General features: G+C 65.6%; 12 protein-coding genes. 10 read left to right on the top strand and 2 right to left on the bottom strand.

Translation table 11 applies throughout. From position 1 onward, the window contains the following. Both BMY91_RS19340 and BMY91_RS19335 read right to left on the bottom strand, forming a co-directional pair. On the bottom strand, positions 1-4,714 hold a 4,714-nt coding region (locus BMY91_RS19340; RefSeq protein ID WP_143054086.1), incomplete at its 3' end, for a DUF6531 domain-containing protein. Positions 4,715-4,930: 216 nt separating this feature from the next. Continuing rightward, entirely contained in the window at positions 4,931-5,212 is a 282-nt protein-coding gene (locus BMY91_RS19335; protein ID WP_026547649.1) for a hypothetical protein, read from the bottom strand. 233 nt (positions 5,213-5,445) lie between these two features. On the opposite strand from BMY91_RS19335, the gene BMY91_RS19330 reads away from it, so the two are divergent. The 10 genes from BMY91_RS19330 (at position 5,446) to BMY91_RS19285 (ending at position 25,079) form a co-directional block, all read left to right on the top strand. After that, positions 5,446-8,307 carry a hypothetical protein gene (locus tag BMY91_RS19330; RefSeq protein ID WP_090824855.1) on the top strand — a complete coding sequence of 954 codons (2,862 nt, stop codon included), beginning with the start codon at positions 5,446-5,448 and terminating at the stop codon, positions 8,305-8,307. Further along, positions 8,304-9,647 (top strand): type 1 periplasmic-binding domain-containing protein, encoded by a 1,344-nt coding sequence (locus BMY91_RS19325; RefSeq protein WP_090824853.1) that lies wholly within the window; start codon positions 8,304-8,306, stop codon positions 9,645-9,647. Before BMY91_RS19330 ends, BMY91_RS19325 begins: the two co-directional genes overlap by 4 nt. Before the next feature lie 59 nt (positions 9,648-9,706). Next, positions 9,707-13,996 (top strand): FtsK/SpoIIIE domain-containing protein, encoded by a 4,290-nt coding sequence (locus tag BMY91_RS19320; protein ID WP_090824852.1) that lies wholly within the window; start codon positions 9,707-9,709, stop codon positions 13,994-13,996. A gap of 71 nt (positions 13,997-14,067) precedes the next feature. Beyond that, on the top strand, positions 14,068-16,050 hold the full coding sequence (locus BMY91_RS19315; RefSeq protein ID WP_090824851.1) for a serine/threonine-protein kinase: 1,983 nt from the start codon (positions 14,068-14,070) through the stop codon (positions 16,048-16,050). 148 nt (positions 16,051-16,198) lie between these two features. Next, complete coding sequence (locus BMY91_RS19310; RefSeq protein ID WP_090824849.1) at positions 16,199-16,750, top strand: SRPBCC family protein; 552 nt, start codon at positions 16,199-16,201, stop codon at positions 16,748-16,750. Positions 16,751-16,903: 153 nt separating this feature from the next. Beyond that, positions 16,904-17,524 carry a hypothetical protein gene (locus BMY91_RS19305; protein WP_090824847.1) on the top strand — a complete coding sequence of 207 codons (621 nt, stop codon included), beginning with the start codon at positions 16,904-16,906 and terminating at the stop codon, positions 17,522-17,524. Positions 17,525-17,641: 117 nt separating this feature from the next. Continuing rightward, positions 17,642-18,379, top strand: coding sequence for a YcnI family copper-binding membrane protein (locus BMY91_RS19300; protein WP_090824845.1), 738 nt, complete (start codon positions 17,642-17,644; stop codon positions 18,377-18,379). A 104-nt stretch (positions 18,380-18,483) separates the two neighbouring features. Beyond that, positions 18,484-19,116, top strand: a complete 633-nt coding sequence (locus BMY91_RS23225; RefSeq protein WP_175538730.1) for a DUF4232 domain-containing protein — start codon at positions 18,484-18,486, stop codon at positions 19,114-19,116. Between the two features lie 55 nt (positions 19,117-19,171). Beyond that, positions 19,172-24,220, top strand: coding sequence for an Lhr family helicase (locus BMY91_RS19290; protein WP_090824843.1), 5,049 nt, complete (start codon positions 19,172-19,174; stop codon positions 24,218-24,220). Beyond that, a complete protein-coding gene (locus tag BMY91_RS19285; protein WP_090824841.1) occupies positions 24,213-25,079 on the top strand; it encodes a DNA-formamidopyrimidine glycosylase family protein in 867 nt (288 codons plus the stop codon). Before BMY91_RS19290 ends, BMY91_RS19285 begins: the two co-directional genes overlap by 8 nt. Positions 25,080-25,242 lie beyond the last annotated feature (163 nt).

The following is a 25,242-nucleotide window of genomic DNA, read 5'->3' as shown; positions in this document are numbered from 1 at the left end:
GCAGGCCGGTGGGGTCGGTGGTGTTGAGGGGGTTGTTTCCGGCGTAGGAGTAGGGGTTACCGTCCCAGCCGGCTCCCAGGACGGGGGCGAGGGGGTCGGCGGACAGGAACCCCCGGGTGGCCGGGTCATACGCCCTGGCACCGAGCCATTCAAGCCCGGCGATATCGATCCCGCCACCTGCGGTCAGGGTAATACCGGACGGCAACACACTACTGAAGCCCGCATTAGCAACTCCAGGGCTGCCCGGGTTGGGGGTGGTGGGGTTTCCGAGGACGGCCCAGGGGTCGTGCTGGTCGGTGGGGCGGGCTGCACGCCAGCCCGGGGCGGTGAAGGCGTCGCCGATGCCGGTGACGCCGCCGGGCAGGGACAGGATTTGGGTGCTGTTGGCACCGGCGAGGGTCGGCACGGGTGCTGCGGTGTCCCACCACAACGGCGTCTCGTCCACGGTGGCAAGTTCACCGAGCGCGTCAACGTGGAGCCGGTGCCGGGATTGTTCGGCCCCGTCCCGGTCCCTCTCGACGGTCCCGGTGAGGTAGCCGGTGGGGCCCCAGGCGTATTCGGTCCAGGACCCGTCCGGGTCGATCACCCGCACCCGACGGCCCAACCCGTCATACACATACTCCGTCCGGGAACCGTCAGGTTCCGTCGCGGACGACAGCTGACCTGCGGCGTCGTAGCTGTAGGTGCGTGACCCGGTGGGGGTGGTTTCGCGGAGAAGCCGCCCACCGGCGTCGTACCCCCACCCCACCACCGAAGCCGAAGCCGACGCGTTCTGGCTGTCGGTGGTGGTGGTTGCGGTGATCAGTTGCCCGGCGTTGTCGTACCCGTACCGGGTAGTGACCCCGTTCCGGGTCAGGGCGGTGATCCGGCCACCGTCCTCGCGGCCGATGAGTGTCACATCAGCTGTGCCCGGGTCATCGGTGTGGGCGCGGCTGTGCTCGACGAGTGCCCCGTCCCGGTACGCCCATTCCTGGGTGTATTGGCCGGCGGTGGCGGTGGTGATCCGTCCGGAGGGGTCGTGGGTGAAGGCCGCGTCCCCGAGCAACGGGTTCGACACGGCCGTGACCCGGCCCGCGGCGTCGCGGGTGTAGCGGGTGGTGGTGCCGGTGGGGTCGGTGAATCCGGTGCGGTTCCCGTCGCCGTCATACTCCCATGACAGCGTCCCGTTCCCGGTGCCGTTGGTGCGGCTGGTGAGGAGGCCGCGGCGGTCAAAGCACAGCTCCTGCTCCACCGCATACCCCGCCCCGCCGGTGTGGTCGGTGATGACCACACGCCGGCCAGCCACGTCACGTTCGATCGCGGCGATCAGTGCACCGTCCACCGACGTGGACGCTTCCCGTCCCGCAGCATCGTAGGCCCAGGTGGTGATGTGCCCGTCCGGGTCCGTCTGCGACAACTGCCGCCCCGCCGGGTCATACGTCGCGGTCGTGACCCGGCCGAGCGGGTCCGTCACCGTGTCGACTTGGTCCGTGGCCGTATACGTCCGGGTGGTCACCCCACCGAGCGGGTCCGTGATCTTGATGAGACGGCCGCGGGTGTCGTACTCAAACCTTGTCTCTCCGCCGACACCATTCGTCGTGGACACCAACTCCCCGGCCACGTTGTAACTGAAGCGGCGGGTCCCGTACCAGGAATCCTGCGCGAAACTCAGCCGCCCGCACCGGTCATACCCGTACCGGGCCGTCCCCTCCCCCGGGGTGTGCTTCGCGGTCAACCTGCCACACGCGTCGTAGGCGAAAGTTTCGACCTCCCCGGTCGGCAATCTCCTCGCGGTGAGGCGCTGATCGCCGTCGTAGGACAGTTCCGTGACCGCCCCGACCGGATCAATACTGCGGAACGGCCGGCCGCAGGAGTCGTACTCGAACCGGGTCACCGCCCCCGTGGGTGAGGTGATGGAGGTGATCTTCCCCGCAACGTCACGGCCCAGAACCGTCAACCCGCCCTCACCATCAACCAACTCGACAGGGTTCCCCGCCGCGTCATAGGACACCAGCTCCGCGGACCCGTCCGCGGCCTCGACTTTCGTGGGCCGGCCGTACTCATCAAAACTATAAGTATTCGTGGCGAACGCGTCGGTCAGGGTCGCGGTCCCGTTGGACCGGTCGGTGACCGCTCCGGTCCGGACCCCGGTCGGATCCACGACGGCGGTGAGGGCACCGACCGTGTCGTACTCCCGCACCCAGTCATGCCCGGCAGGGTCCGTGATGCCGATCAGCCGGGAGAGGTTGTCGTGGGTGAACCCCCACGACGCCCCGTCCGGCAACACCGCGGCCGTGAGGTTCCCGAGCTCATCAACAACCCGCTCGATACTGCGGCCCAGCGGGTCGGTGGTGCGGGCCAGTTCACCATTGGGGGCGTACTCGAACACGGTCCGGCCCCCATCCGGGGCGATCATTGCCGTGGTCCGGCCCGCGGTGTCGTGCTCGAACGCCCACACCGCCCCGTCCGGATCTTGGCGGCGCACCAGCACCCCGGCATCGTCGTAACTGAACCGGGTCTCTGCCCCCGACGGGGTGAGCGCGGCCACCGGCCTGCCGGCCTGGTCCCGGACGATCCTCGCGGTGTCACCGGCCGCGTGTCGGGTGGCGGTCAGGTCCCCGAACGTGTCGTACTCAAAGCTGATCGTGACCCCCACCGGGTCCGTGACCTGGGTCAGGAGCCCGTCCCGCCATACCAGCACGGTCCGGCCACCCAGCGGGTCCACGATCACGGACGGGTCCCGGGAGAGGTCATCGGCGTACTCATAGGTCACGACGGCACCGGACGCGGTGACCAGGGTGGTGATCCGGTCCTGCCCGTCCCAGCCATAGGTCAGGTCCGCGCCCTCCGGGGTGACGGTGCGGATCTTCCGGCCCCGGGCGTCGTAACCATGGACCGTGACCGCGCCGTCACGCTCGGTCAACGACACCAGATTCGAGTGCCCGTCATAGGACATGGACTGGCGCCGGTCCTCCGCGTCCAACACCCCCACCAGACGGCCCTTCGCATCGGCGACCCAGGAGTTCGACCGGGACCCGTCCTCATCCGAAACCACCGTGACCCGGCCCGGCAGATACGCGAACCTCGTCCGCCGCCCATGCTGCGTGACCTGCAAAACCACCCGGCCGGCCTCGTCATAGCTGTTTTCGGCCTCCACTACCCCCGCGGCCGAGACCACCGAACCGATCAGGCCGGCCTCGTTCCACCGATACGTACGGGTCCCGGTCTCCGATCCCACCGTGACCAAACGGCCCTCGGCGTCGTACCCGTACTCGACCCGGCGCCCATCCGAACCCCGCACCACCGCGACCACACCGTCAACGTAGTCGATCTCCACAAACCGGCCCCGCGCATGCACCAACCGGTCAACCGCCCCCGGCCCACCACTATCGACCACGTCACTGCGGTGGGCGGAGATGGTCCGGCCGGGTCCTGCCCCAGTCCCGAGCCACACCCCGGCGGTGGTGTAAGCCCACCAGCCGCCCTGGTTATCCCGCACCACCAGCACCTCGGAAACACCCTCCGGGACGGAGGACAGCTCCGCCAACCACGGTGTCGTGACCGGCTCCTGGGTGAGCCAGTAATTCTCCCCGACGGCGCGGGCCCAGCCGGCCCCTTCGCGGGGGAAGTCCACCGCTCGGCCGTCAGCCAGCACCCACCGGCAACCCTCATCAGTGATCACCAGGTGCTGGTCCAGGACCGAGGCCCACCCCGGACCGAACACCCCGTCACCCGTAAGCCCGGAGCCGAGGGAGTTATACATCCTGGTGACCGCCAAATCCGAGGCGGCCCCGGCGAACCCGAGATCTGTTTCGGGTTCAATGAAGTTCCCCGTGGCAGTGTTCACCGGATCATTGGCATACCCGGAAGTGGGCATCGCCCCGGCCGCGGTGGGCGGGTCAATGACCAGGCCCGTCCGGGTCCCCGAAACCCCCGCCGCTGCCAACGCCTCGTTCACCGCCGCGTCCGACAGGGTCGAAACCGCCCCCTCGCTGCCGGCGGCAGCAAACGCGTCCGCGACCACCACCGCCCACGCCGCATCAGCCTCATTCAACCGCAAATACTCCCGGAACGCCCTCACCACACCAGCAGCGTTAATCCGGCCCCACCCACACCGGTCCGCGAACGAAGACAACTCCGACTCCAAGGACCCCGGCACCGACGCGATCCCGTCATCGAGGCCACGCGAACCCGCCGCGAAACTCCGCAACGACTCCGGGCGGGCCGAGGAGACCCCGCCCCCAAACCCGCCACCCGGGCCAGGGGTCTCCCGCGCTCCCGACACCGGGGACTCCGACGGGAACGACGGCGCACTGCCCGGCTCCATAGTCGGCCGCGGTTCCTCACCATTGAAAAAGTCATGAATGTGATCGCCGATGTTGCGGTTGTTATGCCGGCGCACCCACTCGTTGTTCCGCCGACGCCGGTCATCCTCGTCCCGCGCCTCGGAAATCATGGTCCCCACATACCCGGCCACCGTCCGCAGCGCCGAGGCCAGGGACTCCGCGTCCCGGGACGCCGTGGCCGCGTTCGCGGCAAACACCTCCGAAAAATGCCCCCGGAAATCCTCCCCCGCCCCCGTCACCAACGGGGCACGCGAGCCAGAATGCTCCACAACCCGCGACGCTGCAGACTCAAAAGCACCCTTCACCGCCTCGGCAACCCCATACACAAACCGGCCACCATGAGCAAAACCGGAATCCGGCAACAACGGCATCTCAACGAACTCGGTCACAACCACAGCCCCCCACTGAACAAGAACGCGAACAAAACCAACAACCCACACAAACCCGGCACCACAAGAACACCGGCATCACACAACCAGGCACGCGCTACACGAGCCGACACCAACAGACAGCGCAGCGGCCGGGCAACCACACCACGCATCAACGGCCCCAACGGCCCCAACGCGGCACGATCACCCGGCCCTAACACTCACAGCAAAAAGGAATCAGGCCCCGCCACCAGCAGAGAAAATATCCTGCGAGATCTTCTGCAACTGACCCCGCAACTGCTCCAGCTCCTCCTTGGCCTTATCCAACGCAGCCTTCGTCTCCGGCCACGTCGAACCCCGGAACTCAGCAGCCAACGGCCCATCCCACACATTCGGATCCGACAACACACGACCCTGCGCATCCAACGCAGAAATCTGATCTGTAAACCCACCAGTAATAATCGACTGCACCTGACCGATAGCAGCCTTGGCCTGCTCAGTAGACAACACACGCGACATAGAACTTTCCTCCCAATAAGAACAATCGCAACACCCAAGCCAAACAAACCCAGGCGACCAGACGATGCCTAAACTACCAACACCACCCAATAAATCCAACAAACAGAGAAATAACGTTTCCCCTGCGTGAAGGACTGTGACCTGCGGCGATATGCCCGCAGGTTGATTTATCCATTCGTGAGCGCAACCCCGTATGATACTCAAGGCACCGTGAACGAATGAGGGGACGATCCATGCCCAGGCAGGCTAGTTTTAACCAGCACCACCCGGGGCGTCGCATCCCCCCGGGCCGCGCATTAGGCATCGCTTTGGTTGCCCTGGGATTGATCGCGACCACGTCGTGCACGCAGACTCCCGAGCCAGAGCCGGTGGCCAACCCCGTCAAACTCCTGCAGAGCGTCCGTGTGGGCTTGTCCCCAGCCGCCGGAGTGCAGAAGATTGAAGGCACCACCATCTCTGTGTCCGCTGCGGGTGACTCCTCGGCGGAAAACACCACATATGACACCGCCCAAGTAGTGGGCGAACTCCCGGTGCGCGTGAGCCTCCAGTACCGTGCCGGCGAGAAATCGGGTTCCGATCTCGCCGAACTGAAAGGCCACACGGGCCCGGTAGAGATCAACCTGACGCTTGAGAACCTCACCGTCAAACCACAGACCATTCAGTACGACGCCGCCGGCCAGGCCCGCTCTGACACCGCACTGGTAGGCGCCTCGCTGACCATCGCTGCGTCCACCAAGCTCCCGGGCATCCGGGCGGACGACGTAACACCCGGATCAGCCGACGGCACCACAGGTACCAACGGCGTCCTGAGCAGCACCGAAGACGGCGCCACAGTTGTCCAATGGGCCACAGTCCTGGCTCCACCACGTTCCGGGGCGAGCACGACGCTGCGTCTCGCCGCAGACGTTAAGGACTTCCAGGTTCCCGAATTCGACGTCGCTGTTCAGCCCGGCCTCAACACGGACCTCAGTGCCAACGGCGTGCTCTCCAGCGCCTTCTCCTCCGGGACAGGTTCGGAAATGGAGTTGCAGCGCCGGACGATCTCACTGGTATCAGACGTCAACACGGTCCTGGCCAAGGCCGGGTCAACCATCACCGAGGTTCGCCGGAACCTGCAGGCAACGTCACAGACCCTCGGCGCCAAGACAGCCGGTGAACTGCGCGATAACTCGCAGGCTCTGGCTGCAACGATGTCAGACCTGAAGCAGCAGCTGAAGGTTCTCGGCACTGACTTGGAGTCGTCAACCACCGCCACCCAATCCACCACCATGTCCCAGTTGAAGCTGACGGTCTCCGCCGTGGACGCGATGCTGGGTGACACGTCCGCCACGCCCCCGGTCTCTCCCATCACCGGTGACGGTTGCACCGCCGAGGTGGCCAAGGCAGCGCCTGCGGCCACCGTGTACTCCAGCGTTCTCACGATGTCCTCACAGCTGGATGCCTACGCGAAGGTCAGCGCGAGTTGCCGGGACACCGTCGCCGGTGCCCTTAGAGCAACCATGGGACCCGAGAACCCCACGCCTGCGGAGTGCGCTGAGCAGGGTTCCATGACCTGCTCTCTTTATGGTTCCGCTGTGACCGTGACCGGCGCGCTCCTGGGCCTGGTGCAAAAAGGCGACGAACTCGTCTCCGGTCTCCAGCCACAGGTCGTCGAAGGCGCGATCAAAGACCAGGCGACTTCCGCCGTCGCACTTGAAAAAGTGCGCACCGACCTCGGTGCGATGCTTGACGGCTCCGGGACCTCGGAGGATTACACCAAAGCCCTCGCGGTGTTGGATACAGCCATCAAGTCAGCCTCCGACACTGCAGCCGCGACCCGCAAAGCGGCTACCGCAGCGCAAAGCAGCATTGATACGCTCCGGCAGAAACTGCTCGCCATCGCCACCAATGCCAAGGCGGCCAAGGGCGAACTCGGTCAGGGAACCTGGCTGAACGGCTCCATGCTGCAGCAGAACCAGAAGGTGGCGGATGAGCTGTGCAAGCTCTCCGATGATGGCCTCCTCCCCGGCAAGGGCAAGCTGTCCGCGAAGGAGGTGGAGCGGCTGCGTTCCTATTTGACGTCAGTGCCGTGCGAACCGACTGATGAGGACGGAAATCCCTCACCTGCCCTGAATCCGCCGCCGGGGTTCAAGGAGCCTTTGGACGTGCGGCTTGAAGGCCAGTCAACTGCCTGGGACCAGGTCCTTGCAGCCACCGACACCGGCGCCGCCGACCAAGCGATCGGCCAGGCATTCTCGGCATTGGAGGCCACCTTCGACGACGCCGACACCAAACTGGAGGCCATCAAGTCAGCCGTCAAAACGCTCGACGGCGCCGCGACAGGAAACGTCAACGGCACCAAACGGGGACTTGAGGCGCTGGATGCTGCACTCGCTGACGCGATTGACTCCTCCGGAACAGTGACGACCGCACTCGCGAAGTTGAAAGAGCAGCAGGACGGCCTTGGCGAAAAGATCAAGGAATCCCTCCGCGACGTCTCTGCCGAAACTGCTGCCGAGGTCTACAAAACCGTGGGCGAACAGGTACGTCAGGTTGCCGACATCGGCGATGCCAGCTCTGAAGCCGTAACCACAGCCTTCAACCGGTCCATTTCCGGGCTGAAGTCCACCTCGGACGACGTTGTGAAGGATGCCGAGGGGACGGTCAACAAACAGCGGGACGAGCTGTTGGGGCAGAGCGGTGACTTGACAGCCGCCCTGTCCAAGAGCACGCAGTCCTCGTTGGACAACATCGCGTCCAGCACGTCCGGCTCCACCCGCGACGTCGAAGGTGCCAGCGCCCTTCTCGCCTCCAGCCTCAACAAAGTGATGCTGGACCTTGGCGACCGCGCGGTCAACGGCTCGGGCCTGCTCGGCTCCATGGCCACCAGCGCGGCCAAAGCGGACACCGCGGACTTCCAGTTGGCCCTGGCCTCCCAGAATGCTGAGGGCTACGCCAACATCCGCTCCCGCGACGTTGCAGGACTCCTGTTGCGCCAGGCCCAGTTCAAGGCCTCGCTCACTGCCGTGGATGAACTCCCGCCGTTCCAACTCGAAGTCCCGGCAGGTGCGACGTCACAGACGCTCTACACACTGAAGATCGGCGGCAACGCGTGAACCCCCGGAACCGTCTCTTCGCCCTGATCGCTGCGGGAGCCGCCGTCGTTATTGCTGCTGCCGTGGTCCTGACCATGACGCTGAACCGCCCCACGGAAGCACCCCGGCCCGATCCTGTGGCCGCAACAGTTCCGGTCGCCCTCAAGGCTGACGGCCTGCCGGCGGACTTCTCGATCGGCGTCGTCATGACGTTCGGCCAGTCCGGCGAACCTGGCTCCGAGTACAACCGCGCAGCTCAGGGTGCCATAGTTGCCGGACAGCGCTTCGCCCAAGGCGGGTCGACAGTCGCCCTCCCCACCCAAAACGACCAAGGTACCGAAGACGGGGCCCGTGCTGCCGTTGCAACCCTCGCCGAGCAGGGTGTGTCCGGCGTTCTCGTTGCCAGCACAGGGCCGCAAGCCCGTGCAGCAGCGAAGGCCGCTGAGGAGCGGGGCCTGCCCGTCATCCTGCCCTACTCGGAAGCTTCGGAGCCAGCTCAAACCACGTGGACCACCGGACCGACGGCGGCCTCTGTCCAGGCCGGCCTGGGCACCGCACTTGCCGGCAAGAGCCGGGTGCTGCTGGTCAGCGACGGCGGTCAGGTCCCGGCGTCCGTCACTCCCGCTGACACACTGGCACTGGATGGCTTCTCCGACGTGTCCGGTTTGGCCCAGGAAGCCGCCATCCGTACAGGCGACCAGCTTCGGCCGCCGTCCAAGGATGCGCCGGCAGACGCTGAAGGAACCCGGATTGCCAACCCCGCAGACGCTGTTGTGGTGTCTGCAGCCACCCCGCAACGCTTGGCCCGGCTTGTCCAAGCTCTCCAGTCACGCGACGTGTCAGTTCCGCTGATACTTCCCGACGGCGCCACTACCCCCGCGTTCGCGTCCTCGCTTTCGGAGTTGGACGGCACTGCTTCAGGACAGCTGGTCAGCATTGCGCCGGCAACCGGCGACGCTGTCGCGCTCCAGCAGGACGCCCAAGGGCGGGGAATGTCAGCATTCCTCGCCGGCATCAGACTGGCCACCGGGAATCCGGAAATCAAGAACCTGACGGACGATACTCCGTTCTCGGCGGACGCCTGGGCCGCGGATGCACGCAGTCACGATGCTGTGGTGGCCTTGGTCCGAGCAGGCGCCCTGGCCGGGAGCAACGATCCGTCGAAGGTGGCAGCGTCTCTTCGCACCATGTCCTTCGGTCCCGGAGAAGGCCTCGCCGGACCGACATTGGACTTCTCGCAATCCCAGGCGCTCACCGCTGAAGCAACCCCGGTTTACGCATCCCCTCAGGACCTCGGTCTCCGTCCGGCGGATGAGAACGCCCCGCGGCTCGTCTGGGTCCCGGCGCCAGCCAGCCCCTAACCCAATCTTTCTGTCCCCACGTCTGAAGGGAACAGATCCACTACAGGAGGAGCGCCCTGGTGCGTGTGCTTATCGACTTGGACGATCGTCGTTTTGAGTGCGAGGTTGCCCATGCTGCGCCCGCCATCACGCTGTCCGACTTAGTGGAAGCCGCCGGCGGGCCCAGGGTTTCGCCGGACGAGCCGGTGTTCGTCAATGAGACAGAGGTCCGGGGTGCCACGCCACTCTCCGAACTGATTCTGCTGGAAGGCAGCCGCATCTCGCGAGCGCCCTGGCCTGTTCCGGACCGCGTACGGGGGTGGAGCCTGACGCTGGCCGGTGGTCAGCGTACCGGTGGTGTGGTGGACGTTCCGCAGGGGCGCGACATGCTCGTTGGCAGGTCTCCCCAGGCCGATCTCAGCCTCCCCACCGAAAGTGCGTCGTGGGATCACTTCCGCCTTCGCCGCGAAGAGGACGGATTGCGGGTGGTGGATGGAGGTTCCACCAACGGCACCTTGGTCAATGGCGAACCCGTGGGCGAGGACGGTGTCCTGGTCACTCAGACAGCCACCATCACGGCAGGAGGCACGGTCCTTCTCCTCCGGCCAACCCTGGAGGAGACACCTGCTCCCGCTCCGGGGAGCCTGCACAACCTGACGCCGGCAGCGACCGCTCCCTTCAACAGACCTCCGCGACCCGGCCGCGCCCCGGCTGGCGATCCACTGGTCCCACCCAGCCGCAAAGACGTGCCGCCGGCCAACAAGTTCAGCTACATCACGGTGCTGGCGCCGCTGGTTATGGCTGTTGCGATGGTGATGATCCTGAGGGACATGCGCTTCGCCATGTTCGCCATGCTGAGTCCCGTGATGGCGGTGGGTATGTGGTTCGAGCAGAAGCGGCGCCACGCCCGCGGACTCGAGGAAGAGGCAGAGCGCTTTGACGGAGCCCTCCAGGAGTTCGAGCAGCAGATCCGTACGGCCGCTGAGGTGGAAACCGCCCGGAGGCACCGGATGGTCCCCGATCCCGCCACCGTTGTTCGTCGTCCTGCGCTTCCGGCCACCTCGCTGTGGCAGCGCCGTGCGGACTCGGACGACTTCCTGGCCCTGCATGCCGGCACCGGTGACGTGCCGTGGAAGCCTGAGGTGGACCGGGCTGCCGGCTCGCGTCCCGACGAAAAAGTCAGGGAATCCCTCACAGCAGCCCGTCTCTTGGCCGCTCCCGTCCTGGTGGACCTGACCGACGCCGGCGTGGTGGGCATCGTTGGCTCGCGGGACGGCGCTTTGGCCTTGGCCCGCTCCCTGGTAGCCCAGGCCGCGGTACACGTTGGTCCTGCGGATCTGACAATCGGTGTTTTCTGTGATGCCGGCCGGGCCGATGAGTGGGAATGGGCGTCCTGGCTTCCCCATACCCGCCAAACGGGCAGCAGCACCGGCGAGCGATGGATGTCCGCACACCGCGAGACGAGCCTGGCCATGCTGCGCACCCTCAAGGACTCTGTGGAAGAACTGCCCACGCCCGCTCTTATGGTGGTCCTCGATTCCGATGTCCTCACTGAAGGCAGGGACGCCCCGGCACGGGCACTGCTCGGCATGGGCCGTTCCGTCCCGGGCGGCCACATCAACCCGCAGCAGCGCCCGCCGCGAGTGGCGGGCATCGTCATCGCCACGTCCGAGGAGCAATTGCCGGCGTCTTGCACCACCATCATCAGGGTAGGGGCCGATGCTGCGGCCACCGTGGACCAACCGGAGGACCTGACCCGGGTGGAAGACGTCATCCTGGCGGGCCTCGACCAGGAAGAGGCCCTGCGCTGCGCCACACGGCTGGCACACTTCGATGATCCCGAACTCAGTGTCCCCGGGGCGTCCCTGCCCCCGCTGGTCCGACTGCCCGGCTTGCTGGGGTACGAGCGCCCCGACGCGGCGACAATCCGCCGGATGTGGCAGGCCTCCACTGGTGTCTCCACACCCATAGGCACCGGCGAAAACGGGACGCTGACACTGGACCTCGTCAAGGACGGTCCGCACGGACTGGTGGGCGGCACCACCGGATCTGGAAAGTCCGAGTTCCTGCGCTCGCTCGTTGCCGGCCTCGCTGCCCGCAACGATCCGACCCGTCTGAACTTCATCCTGGTTGACTTCAAGGGTGGCGCCGCCTTCAAGGCCTGCGAGCGCCTGCCGCACACCATCGGAACCATCTCCAATCTGGACGAACAACTGGCGGACCGCGCCCTGATCGCTTTGGAAGCGGAGATGGAGCGCCGCCAGCGGGTTTTCGCGGAGGCAGGCGAGGGCATCGACAACCTCAACGCCTACTTGGCCACGAACCCGGCCGAACCAATGCCACGACTGCTGCTGGTGGTGGATGAGTTCGCCATGCTGGCCAAGGATTTCCCGGATGTGCTGACCGCCCTCGTCAGCATCGGCGCTGTGGGCCGCACCTTGGGAGTCCACATGATCCTGGCTACGCAGCGTCCGGCTGGTGTGGTGAGCGACGACATCCTCGCCAACACCAACCTGCGGGTGGCGTTGCGTGTCCAAAGCCGTGATGATTCCAACAACGTCATCGGAGTACCCGCCGCTTCTGCCATCGGCAGGGCGCAGATGGGCCGCGCCTTTGTGAAACTTGGCCAGGACGACATCACGCCGGTTCAGACCGCGCTGGTCACCGGTCAGGCACAGTTCGACGGCGGTCCCGCCGTCGATGTTCGCGACATCCGTCAGTTCGGCGTCCCTGCTCCGGCACCGGCGGTTCCACGATCCGCAGCGGTTGACGAGAACGACCTTGATCTCCTCATCGACGCCGTTGTGGAGGCCAACAGCGAGGCCGGCTACGCCCCACCGCGGCAGGTGTGGCCCGAGGCCCTCGGCGAACGGGTAGAGCTTGAGGGTTTCGCGGTGGAAGCCGCTGCTGTGGATGGGTCCCCCGGGGTCCTTCCGACCGTGGGCCGTATCAATGGGTCAACCGTCCAGGTGGCCCTGCTGGACGAGCCTGAACTGCAGCGTCAATCCGCCGCCGGATGGGACATGTCCGTGGGCAACCTGATGCTGATGGGTGTGGCAGGCTCCGGCACAAGCACAACCCTTGCTTCCATCGCGTTGGCGCTTGCACGGGAGACAGATCCAACCGATCTGGATCTGATGATTCTGGACATGGGCTCCGGGGATCTTGAGATGCTGAAACGCCTGCCGCACACCATGGCATACGTCGGAACGGGGGCCGGAGCCAAAGAGCAGCAAGCGCGTTTCCTGCGTCATCTGAGCACTGAACTGGAGAGCCGCCGCGCGGCGCCGGGAACGCATCGCCGCATGGTGGTGCTGCTTGACGGCCTGGCATCCCTCCGTGACGAATTCCAGGACTTTGAAGGGCAGCAACTTCTGGGCCTGCTGTACCGCGCCTACGCCGACGGCCCGGCTCTTGGCCTGTCCTTCGCCGTGACCACCACCCGCGCCAAAGCGGTCCCCTCGGTGATGAATGAAGTAACGCTCCAGAAGTGGCTTTTCCGGCTCGCCGATAATTACGACTACTCCTCGCTGGGCGTGCGGTCCAAGAATGTCCCCGCGGCACTCCCCGGGCGATGCGTGGACCCTCGCACCTCTCTGCAAATGCACGTTGCAACGCCTGGGATCGGGATCGAGTCCGCCGTGGATCGCGTGCGGCAAGGCTGGGCAGATGCCCCCGCGAAGACCACCGCGATCCGGAGCCTGCCTACTGACGTCACCATGGCGGATTTGGGCGTCAAGCCACAATTGGAAACCGAGCCGTGGCATATCCCTGTGGGAATCCGTGAAACAGACCTCGCGCCGGCCTTCCTGGAAATCTATGAAGGCGAGCACGCACTGATCGCCGGGCCGGCCCGTTCGGGCAAGTCCACTTTGCTGCTGGCCTTGGCCGAGGCTGTTAGTGGCGTAGCCACCTCCAGGGGTCCGGCCCAGGTTTGGGGCATCTGCGACCGCCGCTCGCCGTTGGCCACCGCCAGCCTGGACAGGGTGGCCGTTGGCGCGGACGAGGTGCCGGCGCTGCTCGCCTCCCTGCGGATCGAGCGTGGTCCGGTGTTCCTGCTGATCGACGACGCCGAGCGTTTCGAGGACACGGACCAGTCCATTGCGGGGATCGTGGCCTCCGGGCCGCCGGGGCTGTGCATCATCGCGGCCGGGCGGGCGACTGACCTGCGTGGGCTATACAGCCATTGGACCAAGACCGTGCGTAAATCGCGCCTTGGCGTGCTGCTCCAGCCGGACGTAAATTACGACGGCGAGCTGCTGGGTACCAGCCTTCCACGGAAGGCACCCGTGGCGATGACAGCCGGACGCGGGTACGTAGGGGTGGGCGGGCAAATATCGCTCATCCAGTCGGTAAGCCCCGGGAGCTGAACGGACGGGCAGCAGGCGCCCTGCCCTGGATGGCCTTGGGAATCAGATCGATAGCTTTGGAGAGTACGGACATGCAATTGGCACAGACGGGGCAGGCGCTCGGGGCCTCTTACCGCTTCGGCGAACGGGTGGGTTCCGGAGCTGTTGGCGAGGTCTGGACTGTCACTTCGACGGACGGCCGGACGTTGGCGGCCAAAGTGCTGCGTCCGGAGCATGCCGATGATCCATCCCTGGTGGAGAGGTTTGTCCGCGAGCGATCCGTGCTGTTGGGACTGCAGGACTCCCACATCGTTACGGTGCGGGACATGGTGGTTGAGGGTGAACGGCTCGCCATCGTCATGGACTACGTTGCTGGCGGCTCGTTGCGTGACATGGTCCAGGAAGCCGGACCGCTGGCACCCGAAGATGCCGTGAACGTTGCCGCTGAAATCTTCGATGCCCTCGCCTTCGCCCATTCGCGCGGGGTAACCCACCGGGATATCAAGCCGGACAATGTGCTCCTCGCCCGTCCGTGGTCCGAGCGTGAAGTCGGGGACGTCAGGGTCTCCGACTTCGGAATTTCCGACGTCGTGGGCGAGAAAATCCGCCAGACCACCGGACTTATTGGCACTCCGCAGTACATGCCTCCCGAGCTCATCAGCCAAGGCCGGTCCGGGCCTCCCGGCGACATTTACTCCACGGGCGTCCTGCTGTACGAGCTCCTTGCCGGACGGACTCCATTCGCGGGTCCCGGCACGGACTTCAGCGTTGCATACCGCCATGTTTCCGCACGTCCGCCGCGGATTCCCGTGGACGACGAACTGTGGGGCGTCCTCGATCAGTTGCTGTCCAAGGATCCTGCTTCCCGCCCCACTGCCCGTGAGGCGGCTTCGACGCTCCGGAGGCTGGCACCCGGCCTTGCGGGCAGCAGTCCCATCGCCCGGGGGGAAGCCCCCGAAGATTTCGACGACGTCGAACGTCCTGCCACGGTGGTGCGCGGCGCCTTTACCGATGACGAACTCGCGGCCTTTGCGGCGACCCCACCTGCCGACGTCGAGGCCGTGGTCCCGGACCTCGGGCAAGCCGGCAGCGCCACCATTGCCCGCCCCATGCCACGCCGCGAAATCCGGCCGATGGCGGAGGAGCGGCCAAGGGAGAAGGAGGCCACCCCGTTTTGGCGGACCCGCAAAGCGCTGCTCCTTGCCGGTGGCGCGGTCTTACTGATCGTGGCGATGGTAGTGGGCTTCGTTCTCCTGTCCCCCACCACCCAGCAGGCCGCCCCCACGCTTCCCGGACAGCAGGTGTCGGCGCAGTTGCAAGACCCGGCCCTACCCACGGGGCTCACCATTTCCCGGAGTGCCACGTATGAGCCGTCGTCCGGCCAGGTCCGCTTGACGGTGTCCTACTCGGCGCAGAAGGCGCCCTTGTCTGGTGAGTTCCTCGAGGTCATTCCGGGGCTGGCTGATGGAGAATCATGCCCCGCTGTGACGTGGGATGGCGGCACCGTGAGCCGTAACCAGGCCTCCGTCACCGGCGTGGATGTGGCCTGCGGCTGGAAACTGTCCGGCGTGGAGCTCCCCGCCGGCGGGTCAGTGCAGCTGACCGCCAAGGTGCCGGTGGCACCCGCAGACCAGAAGGCATTGGACGGGTGGCTGCGCGCCGCGTCCCAGGCAACCACGGCAGCCACCCAGGATCCTGCCGTCAAAGGCACCGCTTACCCCGTCCAACGACTAAAGGGTGTGGAGGTGCGGACGCCTGCCCGGGTGGTAACGCCCAGCCCCTTGAAAATCACTCTGGTTCCCGTGTGGGCCGGCGGGGCCGATGAACTCAATCCGCTCTACGTCAGCCCCGCTTCAGGCAAACCTTCGCAAATGCTCTCCGCTGTCACCGGCGGTGAAAAGGGCGTGCGATTCTCCGACGGCTGCGGCGGTGCTTTGGCAGTGGACAGCTCAGGGCTCACAGTGACGGCCTTGCAGATCACGCCACAGTGCACGGTGCGGGCAAGCGTCGGAAACTTCACTGAGCTCCAGTCCACGCCTTTCGGCATTACATCGCGGGAGAACGCTGGCGAGTAACTGTCCCATCGCCTAACTGTCCCGTCGCCGCGGCGGGATCTCAGCACTCTCAAAGCCGTGAGACCTAACCCTTCGGCGCGTCCAGGAGTAGATTAAGCCCGGATGCCGGATGACACCCTCGGAACCGACGCGGACCGTGGAGGCAACAATGGCCAAGCGAACAGGCAAGAGCACCGACTACGAGTTCGTCACGGTGTGGCGCGTCGCCGGAACCCGCGAGGAAGTAGTGGACGTCTTGGGCAACGCCGGGACGCTCAAACAATGGTGGCCCGCCGTCTACCTCACAGTCACGCCCGTGGCCCACGGCGGCCCCGACGGCGTTGGCGCTTCTTTTGACCTCCATACCAAGGGGTGGCTCCCCTACACCCTGAAATGGCGCCTCACTGTTACCGAACCAGTCACCTTGGACGGCTTCGCGTTGACAGCCAAGGGCGATCTCAACGGCACAGGCCGCTGGACGTTCCAGACCGACGGCCCGGAAGTCGTCATCACCTACGACTGGCGGGTCAGCGCAGCCAAACCCCTCCTGCGCCGCCTGAGCTGGCTCCTCAAACCCGCCTTCTCCGCCAATCACCACTGGGCCATGGCGCGCGGTGAGGAGAGCCTGAAACTTGAGCTCCGCCGTCGACGTTCGCCTGCGGGCTCACCACGCGTTCCCGAACCGCCTGAAGCTACGTTCGTGCGGCGCGCGAGGGGTTAGATCCCACGACATTCACGGTGCCAAAGCCGTGAGAGCTACTCCTCGGCGTCACTATCCACATACGCACCCATCCGAGGCCAGACCGGCACCGAACTCCCGATAGAATCAAGACGCTGACAATCAGGCAGCGGCCGCAGAGAAGAGGGAGGACCCGTGCGTAGAACGCAGATTCGGGCACCTTTTCATGCTCTGCGATCAAGTGCGATCGCCCTGGTGATAGTGCTCCTCGCGGCCGGGGCACACGTGGTGGGTGGTGGAGCGCTTCCGACTACCCCAGTAATGCTGGCGCTCGTCGCATTGACGGCGTTGGCCACAACGCTGGCCACGCGTTTCAAGCTGAACGTCGTCACCATGACGATGCTTTTGGGCGCAGGACAGTTGGCGCTTCACGAGGCCTTCACTGCCCTGAGCCCCATCACGGCCATCGGTCCAGGAGGGAACCACCACCTCGGTGGCGAATCCCTGAACCCCGGGATGGATATCGCAGCGACCCACACCCATGAGCTCGGGACAGCCTTCGGCGCCTTGATGTTGCTGAGTCACATCCTGGCCACCCTTGCTTCCGCCGTCGTCCTGGCCAAGGGCGAGGACGCGCTGTGGCAGCTCGCCGCGTGGCTGCGTCCGTTGCTCTCCCTGCCCACCTTGGTGTTCAGGCCCGACGCCGGTGCCTCGCCGCTGGCTGCAGGCGCACCTGACGTTTTCATCCCCCGCCCCTGGCGGAACCTAAGGCAAGACAGCCGACGAGGCCCGCCCGCCGTCGTCGTACTTCCTTAATTCCGCCCGGCACCAACGTGACGCCACTGCGCGCCGCAACCGCAAAGCCTTTGCATGGTGACGGGCCCACAACCCGTACCCCGCGCCCCTCAATGGGCGCCCCCGAAAGGCAATCCCATGAAGAAGTCCTCGCTCCGCCGTACCCTGTCCGCAACCGCCGTCGCTGGTGGCACAGCTGCCCTGATGATGGCGGGAATCGCAGGAGCATCCGCTCACGTTTCCGTGGATCCCAACAAGACTGCCGCCAATTCCTATGCGCTGCTCACGTTTGGTGTTCCCCACGGTTGCGGTACGTCCGGCACCACCAAGGTTGCCATCAGCCTGCCTGAGGAACTGACCGACGCAACACCCACCGTGAACGCCAACTGGACGGTGGAGAAGGTCACAGAGAACCTGACTGAGCCCAGGAAACTGGAGGATGGTACGTCCATCACCAAGCGGACCAGCCAGATCGTCTACACGGCCAAGGCACCGCTTGATCCGCACATGCGTGATGCACTGGTGCTCTCGGTCAAGCTGCCGGATGCCGCCGGCAAGACTATCTACTTCCCCACGTACCAGACCTGCGAGACGGGTAAGACGGACTGGATCGAGATCCCCAAAGACGGCCAGAGCGAGGATGACCTGAAGTCGCCCGCACCGGCCATCGCGATCACCCCGGCCGATGCCGCGGGTGACCACCACGCCGCATCCACCGAGTCCACGGAACAAGCTGCAGCCGTGACCGACGACGGTTCGCAGGCACGTAGCTGGGCGGGCTTGATCGCAGGCATCGCCGGACTCGGCCTGGGCGGCGCGGCGTTCTTCCGCAGCCGTTCCGCCAAGCCGGCAGTCGCCAAGGTCGACTCCAAGTAACTGACGCTGGATTGGCGCCCGGAAGATCACAATCCGGGCGCCAATCCGCACCCTTGCCCGTGGCTGAATTGACTCCCGTCACACCCGCAGCAAGGCTGGTGCCCATGTGGACTCAGCGCATCAAAACCGGACTTGTCACGACGACGGCAGCCGCTTCACTGCTGCTTCTTGCGGCCTGTGGGCCCAGCCCCAGCCCGGCGGGAACAAGCAGTGCCCCGCCCACTTCATCAACCCCGTCTGCGTCGGCCTCGTCTTCAGCAACGGCAACCACCACTCCGTCTCCCTCGCCAACAGCGACGTCCGCCGCCCCTGCCGCCCCCGGTCTCTGCAAAGCTGACTCGCTGACCGCGGCCACGGATTCCACCGGCGGCGGCGCGGCCGGCAGCATCTACGAAAAGCTGATCCTCACCAACTCCGGCACGGCCCCCTGCATCCTGGAAGGATTCGCCGGGGTCTCCTTGACTGCCGACGCCGCTGGTGAACCGATCGGCGAACCGGCCACCCGCGAAACCACAACGCCGGTCACAAAAATCGAGCTTGCTCCTGGCAAGTCTGCCTGGGCTGAAATCCGGTACACGCAGGCCGGCAACTACGGCGATTGCACCAAGGTGGCTGCGGCCGGGTTCCGGATCTACCCGCCGAATGACACTGCGTCACTGTTCATCGCGGAACCCCACGATGCTTGCAGCAACGCAGGTATCAAGCTCCTGACCATCACCGCGTTCCAAGCAGTCTGAGCATCTCCCCACGGCTCCGGCTTATTCTGTCGGAGCCGTGGGGCATGATGGAGGAATGCAGGAGCCGAAAGCGTCGGATGGCGCTATCAGCCGTTTTAGCCAAGCAACCAGGGAATGGTTCCTCGGCGCTTTTTCCGAGCCCACTCCGGCGCAGGATGGGGCGTGGAACGCGATCTCCTCGGGATCGCACGCCCTTGTTGTGGCTCCTACCGGTTCCGGCAAGACCCTCGCAGCCTTTCTTTGGGCCCTGGATCGCCTGCATTCCACTCCCACAGACACCCTGCCTGGACTTGAGACCGTCCCCGCCAACGGCAAGGGCCGCGCCAAACGCCCCAAGACCAAAACACGCGTCCTCTACATCTCGCCGCTCAAGGCGCTGGGCGTGGATGTGGAACGCAACCTCCGCGCACCACTGATCGGGATCACCCAAACCGCCAAGCGCTTGGGGTTGCCGGCACCGCTGGTGACTGTCGGCGTCCGTTCGGGAGATACGACGGCGGCAGATCGCCGAACGCTGTTGACCAACCCGCCTGACATCCTCATCACTACGCCGGAATCCTTGTTCCTGATGCTGACGTCCCGCGCCCGCGAAACGCTCAGCGAAGTGGACACCATCATCATCGATGAAGTGCATGCTGTCGCAGGCACCAAACGGGGTGCGCATCTGGCTGTCTCCCTTGAGCGGCTTGATGCCCTCCTGCCCAAGCCTGCCCAGCGCATCGGCCTCTCGGCAACAGTCCAGCCCCGTGAGTTGGTGGCACAGTTCCTGGCAGGCCAGGCACCCGTGGAGATCGTGGCACCGCCGTCCAAGAAGAACTGGAACCTCACAGTCACTGTGCCTGTGGAGGACATGTCGGATCTCCAAGGTGCTGCCGGGGCCTTCGATTCCGGGCCCGCCTCCGGGCTGCAGCCCCAGGCTTCCATCTGGCCGCATGTGGAGGAACAGATTGTCGATCTGGTCCTGTCCAAGCAGTCCACCATCGTCTTTGCCAACTCCCGCCGGCTCTCGGAACGGCTGACGGCCCGGCTCAACGAAATTTACGCGGAACGGCAGTTGATGGCTGTGGGCGGCGGTGAATGGGCGGCTTCTGAAGAGAACTCCGGGGTTGCGGCACCAAACGTCCCAGCATCCACGGCAACGCCGGCACACATGATGGCGCAGGCCGGCAGCACCACGGGCGCGGATCCGGTGCTGGCCCGTGCGCACCACGGTTCAGTGTCCAAAGACCAGCGGGCCATGATCGAGGACGACCTCAAATCCGGCCGGCTGCGCTGTGTTGTCGCCACATCATCGCTGGAGCTTGGAATCGATATGGGTGCCGTGGACTTGGTGATCCAGGTGGAGTCGCCGCCATCTGTTGCCAGTGGCCTCCAACGTGTGGGCCGTGCAGGGCACCAGGTGGGCGAAATCTCCGAAGGCGTGCTCTTCCCCAAGCACCGCGCCGACCTCCTCCATACCAGCGTCACCGTGGAACGCATGCTGAGTGGGCAAATCGAACGATTGAGCATCCCCACCAATCCACTGGACATCCTGGCGCAGCAAACCGTCGCGGCCACGGCCCTGGGCAGCATCGATGTGGAGGACTGGTTCAGCACCGTACGGCGGTCTGCACCATTTGCCAGTCTGCCCCGCTCAGCTTTCGAGGCCACCCTGGACCTGCTGGCGGGCCGGTACCCATCCGACGAGTTCGCCGAGCTCAGGCCGCGCATCATCTGGGACCGGCACGCGGGAACCATCGAAGGCCGGCCCGGCGCCCAACGTCTGGCCGTTACTTCCGGTGGCACTATCCCGGACCGTGGACTCTTCGGCGTGTACATCATCGGCACCGAGGTTGAGGGCTCGTCCTCCCCCGCAAGCGCGGATGGGAGTGAACCCACGGCGTCGGCGCGTGCAGCCAAGGGCGGACGCCGGGTTGGTGAGCTCGATGAAGAAATGGTGTATGAATCCCGGGTAGGTGATGTCTTCGCGCTCGGCGCTACCAGCTGGAAAATTGAGGACATCACCCACGATCGCGTGCTGGTGTCCCCCGCGTTTGGCCAACCCGGCAAGCTTCCGTTCTGGAAAGGCGACTCCCTGGGCCGTCCTGTGGATCTTGGCCGCGCACTGGGTGCCTTCATCCGGGAACTCTCGGCCGCGGACGAAGCCCCTGCCATGGAACGCTGCCAAGCAAGCGGTCTGGATGCCTTTGCTGCCAGTAATCTGCTCCAGTACCTCAGGGAGCAAAAGGAAGCCACGGAGATCGTTCCGAGCGACCGGACCCTGGTGGTGGAACGCTTCCACGACGAACTGGGCGACTGGCGTGTGGTCCTCCACAGCCCCTTCGGCATGCCCGTTCACGCGCCCTGGGCCCTGGCCGTGGGCCAACGCCTCCAACAGCGCTACGGCCTGGACGGTTCGGCCATGGCGGCAGATGACGGCATCGTGCTGCGCGTGCCCATGATGGAGGACGAGCCGCCCGGGGCCGATCTGTTCCTCTTTGACCCCGAGGAACTCGAGCACATCGTCACGGCAGAAGTTGGCGGCAGCGCACTGTTTGCCTCGAGGTTCCGTGAATGCGCCGCACGTGCGCTTCTCCTGCCCCGCCAAAACCCGGCCAAACGGCAGCCTCTCTGGCAGCAACGCCAGCGCTCTGCCCAATTGCTGGATGTCGCCCGTAAGTACCCGTCGTTCCCCATCGTGCTGGAAACGGTGCGCGAATGTCTCCAGGATGTTTACGATCTTCCCGCACTCAAAGACATTGCGGCATCGGTAGAGCGGCGTGAGCTCAGGATTGTGGAGACCACCACTCAACAGCCCTCCCCCTTCGCCAAGTCGTTGCTGTTCGGCTACGTAGCCCAGTTCCTCTACGAGGGCGATTCCCCCTTGGCCGAACGCCGGGCAGCTGCACTCGCATTGGACTCCACGCTCCTCAATGAACTCCTGGGCCGCGTGGAACTGCGGGAGCTGCTGGACGCGGCCGTCATCGATTCCACCGAAAGGGAATTGCAGCGCCTTGCGCCGGACCGGCGGGTCCGCGGGATGGAAGGCGTCGCGGATCTCCTGCGGCTGCTCGGCCCACTCAGTGTTGAGGAAGTGTCTCAACGGCTCGAAGGTGCCCAGCAGCCCGAAGTAGCTCAGCCTGAAGCGGCTCAACACCCCGAAGTGGCGCAATCTGAAACCGCCCAGCCGTCCGAAACCAGCCTCCGTCACGAAGTCCAGGAACAGCTCGACGGCACCGAGCACCTCGAGGAAGCCCTTCCGGTGACACCCCATGGGAGTGTTCTCGACGCCGGCGCCCACCTCGCCGCCCTGCAGAAGGCCAACCGCGCACTCAAGGTCACCATCGGCGGCGTCGAGCGCTTTGCGGCAGTTGAGGACGCGGCACGGCTGCGCGACGCGATCGGTGTCCCGCTGCCCATGGGTGTGCCGCTCGCCTTCATAGAACCAGTCAGCGATCCCCTGGGTGACCTCGTTTCCCGGTATGCCCGCACGCACGGACCTTTCACTGCATCTGAGGCTGCCACCAGGCTGGGCCTTGGCGTGGCGGTGGTCACCACGGCCCTCAAGCGGCTGGCCGGGGAAGGACGGGTGGTGGAGGGCGAGTTCCGTCCGCACGCCGTCGCCGAACCCCAGGCCGTTGATCCCGCCGACTCAGAACTCATGACCCTTGACGCACCGCCCTCCAGCGAGTGGTGTGATGCTGAGGTCCTCCGGAAACTCCGGCGCCGCTCGCTCGCTGCGCTGCGGGCAGAAGTGGAGCCTGTGGACACGTCCGCTTACGGGCGGTTCCTTCCCGCATGGCAGAACGTGACCTCACCCGGCAAGTCCAGGAGTCAGGCCTTGCGAGGGCTGGATGGCATCATCACGGCCGTGGACCAACTCTCCGGGGTGCCCATTCCAGCGTCCGCCTGGGAGCCCTTGGTCCTCGCCAGCCGCGTGGCGGACTACAAACCCGCCATGCTCGACGAACTGATGGCAGCCGGCGAGCTCCTCTGGTCCGGTGCCGGGTCCCTGCCCGGCAACGACGGCTGGATCAGCCTCCATGTTGCCGACTCCGCGGAATTGACCCTCAATCCCGCCCCCGACTTTGAGCCTGGCGACGCCCAACAACGGCTTCTGGAACACTTCAGCGCGGGCGGCGGGTACTTCTTCCGGCAACTCACGGACGTGGCTGGCGGCATGGACGCGGTGCTCAGCGACGACGCCGTAGTCACTGCCTTGTGGGATCTGGTCTGGGCCGGGCGCGTCACCGGAGATACCTTCGCCCCGGTGCGTGCCATGATCGCGGGCGGAAAAACAGCGCACCGGCAGGTAGCCAAAGCGCCCAGGGCACGGGCTCCGCGCATGAGCAGGCTGGGCCGTTCCCATGGGACCGGTCTCCTGGGGTCACCCGGACTGACGGGTGGCCGCTACGGCTCGGTGTCAGGCGGCATTGCACCAGCACCGCCCTCTGCCGTGGGCAGATGGTCTGCATTGCCGGCGCCGGAGTTGGACCCCACCATCCACGCCCGTGGCACCGCCGAGTTGTTGCTGGACAGGTATGGAGTGGTGACCCGTGGTTCCGTCATGGCAGAGAACATCATTGGCGGCTTCGGCCTCATGTATAAAGTGCTGGCCCGGCTGGAGGAAGCCGGACGATGCCGCCGTGGCTACTTCATAGAACACTTGGGGGCTGCCCAGTTCGCCGTCCCAGCGACCGTGGACCGGCTGAGGTCCTTCACGGAGGATGCCCGCATTTCCAAGGCGGAGCCGTCCGCGCTGGCCCTGGCTGCAACAGACCCCGCCAATCCTTATGGCGCCGCACTTCCCTGGCCGGCACTATCCGTCGACGCCGGATCGGGGCACCGCCCGGGACGGAAAGCCGGTGCGCTGGTGGTGATGGTCGACGGCGCGTTGATCCTTTATGTGGAACGTGGCGGCAAGACACTCCTCACCTTCAGCACGGACGAGGCAGTGCTGACAGTCGCTGCCCAGGCATTGGTGGACGTGGTCCGGCGGGGAGCAGTGGACAAGCTCTTCATGGAAAAGGTCAACGGACACGACCTCCTGGAGACACCCATTGCGGTGGCCTTGGCGGCCGCGGGCGCCTACTCCACTCCGAAGGGACTGCGGATCCGTGCCTGAAGGTGATTCCATTTGGCGCGCTGCGTCGCGGCTGAACGAGGCTCTGGCCGGGCAAACCATCACGGCCTCTGACTTCCGTGTACCGCGCTTCGCCACCCTCAATTTGGCGGGCTGGACCATGACGGAAGTGGTCCCGCAAGGCAAGCACCTTCTCATGCGGCTGGCCGGGCCCGTTGATGAGGAACCCGGGGCCAGCAGGAAACCCCGGGAACTGACCATCCACTCCCACCTCAAGATGGAAGGCAACTGGATGATCTATCCGCCAGGTGGCCGTTGGACCAAACCCGGCCATACGGCACGATGCGTTCTGCGCACGGCCTCGGCGGACGCGGTGGGGTTCTCCCTGGGCATTCTGGAAGTGGTGCCGACTGCGGAAGAAAGCAAGATCGTGGGACACCTCGGCCCGGACCTCCTGGGTCCTGACTGGGACGAGGCAGAAGCGCTGCGCAGGCTACGGGCTGAACCGGATGTCACAGTCGGCTTCGCCCTGTTGGATCAGCGGAAGCTTGCGGGAATCGGCAACATTTACCGCTGCGAATCCTGCTATCTCTCGGGTATCCACCCAGCCCTGCCGGTGGGGGAAGTTCCGGACCTGGCCAAAACGGTCAACGATGCCAAGCGTCTGCTGGGAGAAAACCTTGGTCCCGGACGCCGAAGCACGTTGGGTCCACGCGCCATGAGGCCCGGCTATTGGGTCTACGGCCGGGAACGCCAACCGTGCAGGCGTTGCGGCACCACCATACGGCGTGGTCTCCTGGCTGGCCCGGACGGAACAGAAGAGCGCGACATCTACTTCTGCCCGCGCTGTCAGCCGGCACCGCAAGCCAACCCGGTACCGCAAGCCAACCCAGCGCCGTAACCACACAAACAGCCGCAAGCCCACCCAGCGCCGTAACCACACGAACAGCCGCGCTGCCAGCCCGCACCGCAAGCCAACCCATAGCTGAAACCGCGGCCCAGCCGGGCACCTCAAATATGCCCGGCCGGGCACAACGGTCACCGCCGCGACGGCGGCGCGGCCC

The organism is Arthrobacter sp. yr096 (assembly GCF_900108925.1).
Taxonomy (GTDB): Bacteria; Actinomycetota; Actinomycetes; order Actinomycetales; family Micrococcaceae; genus Arthrobacter.
The sequence above is the reverse complement of the archived record's forward strand: the minus strand, read 5'-3'. Positions and strand labels throughout refer to the sequence as shown.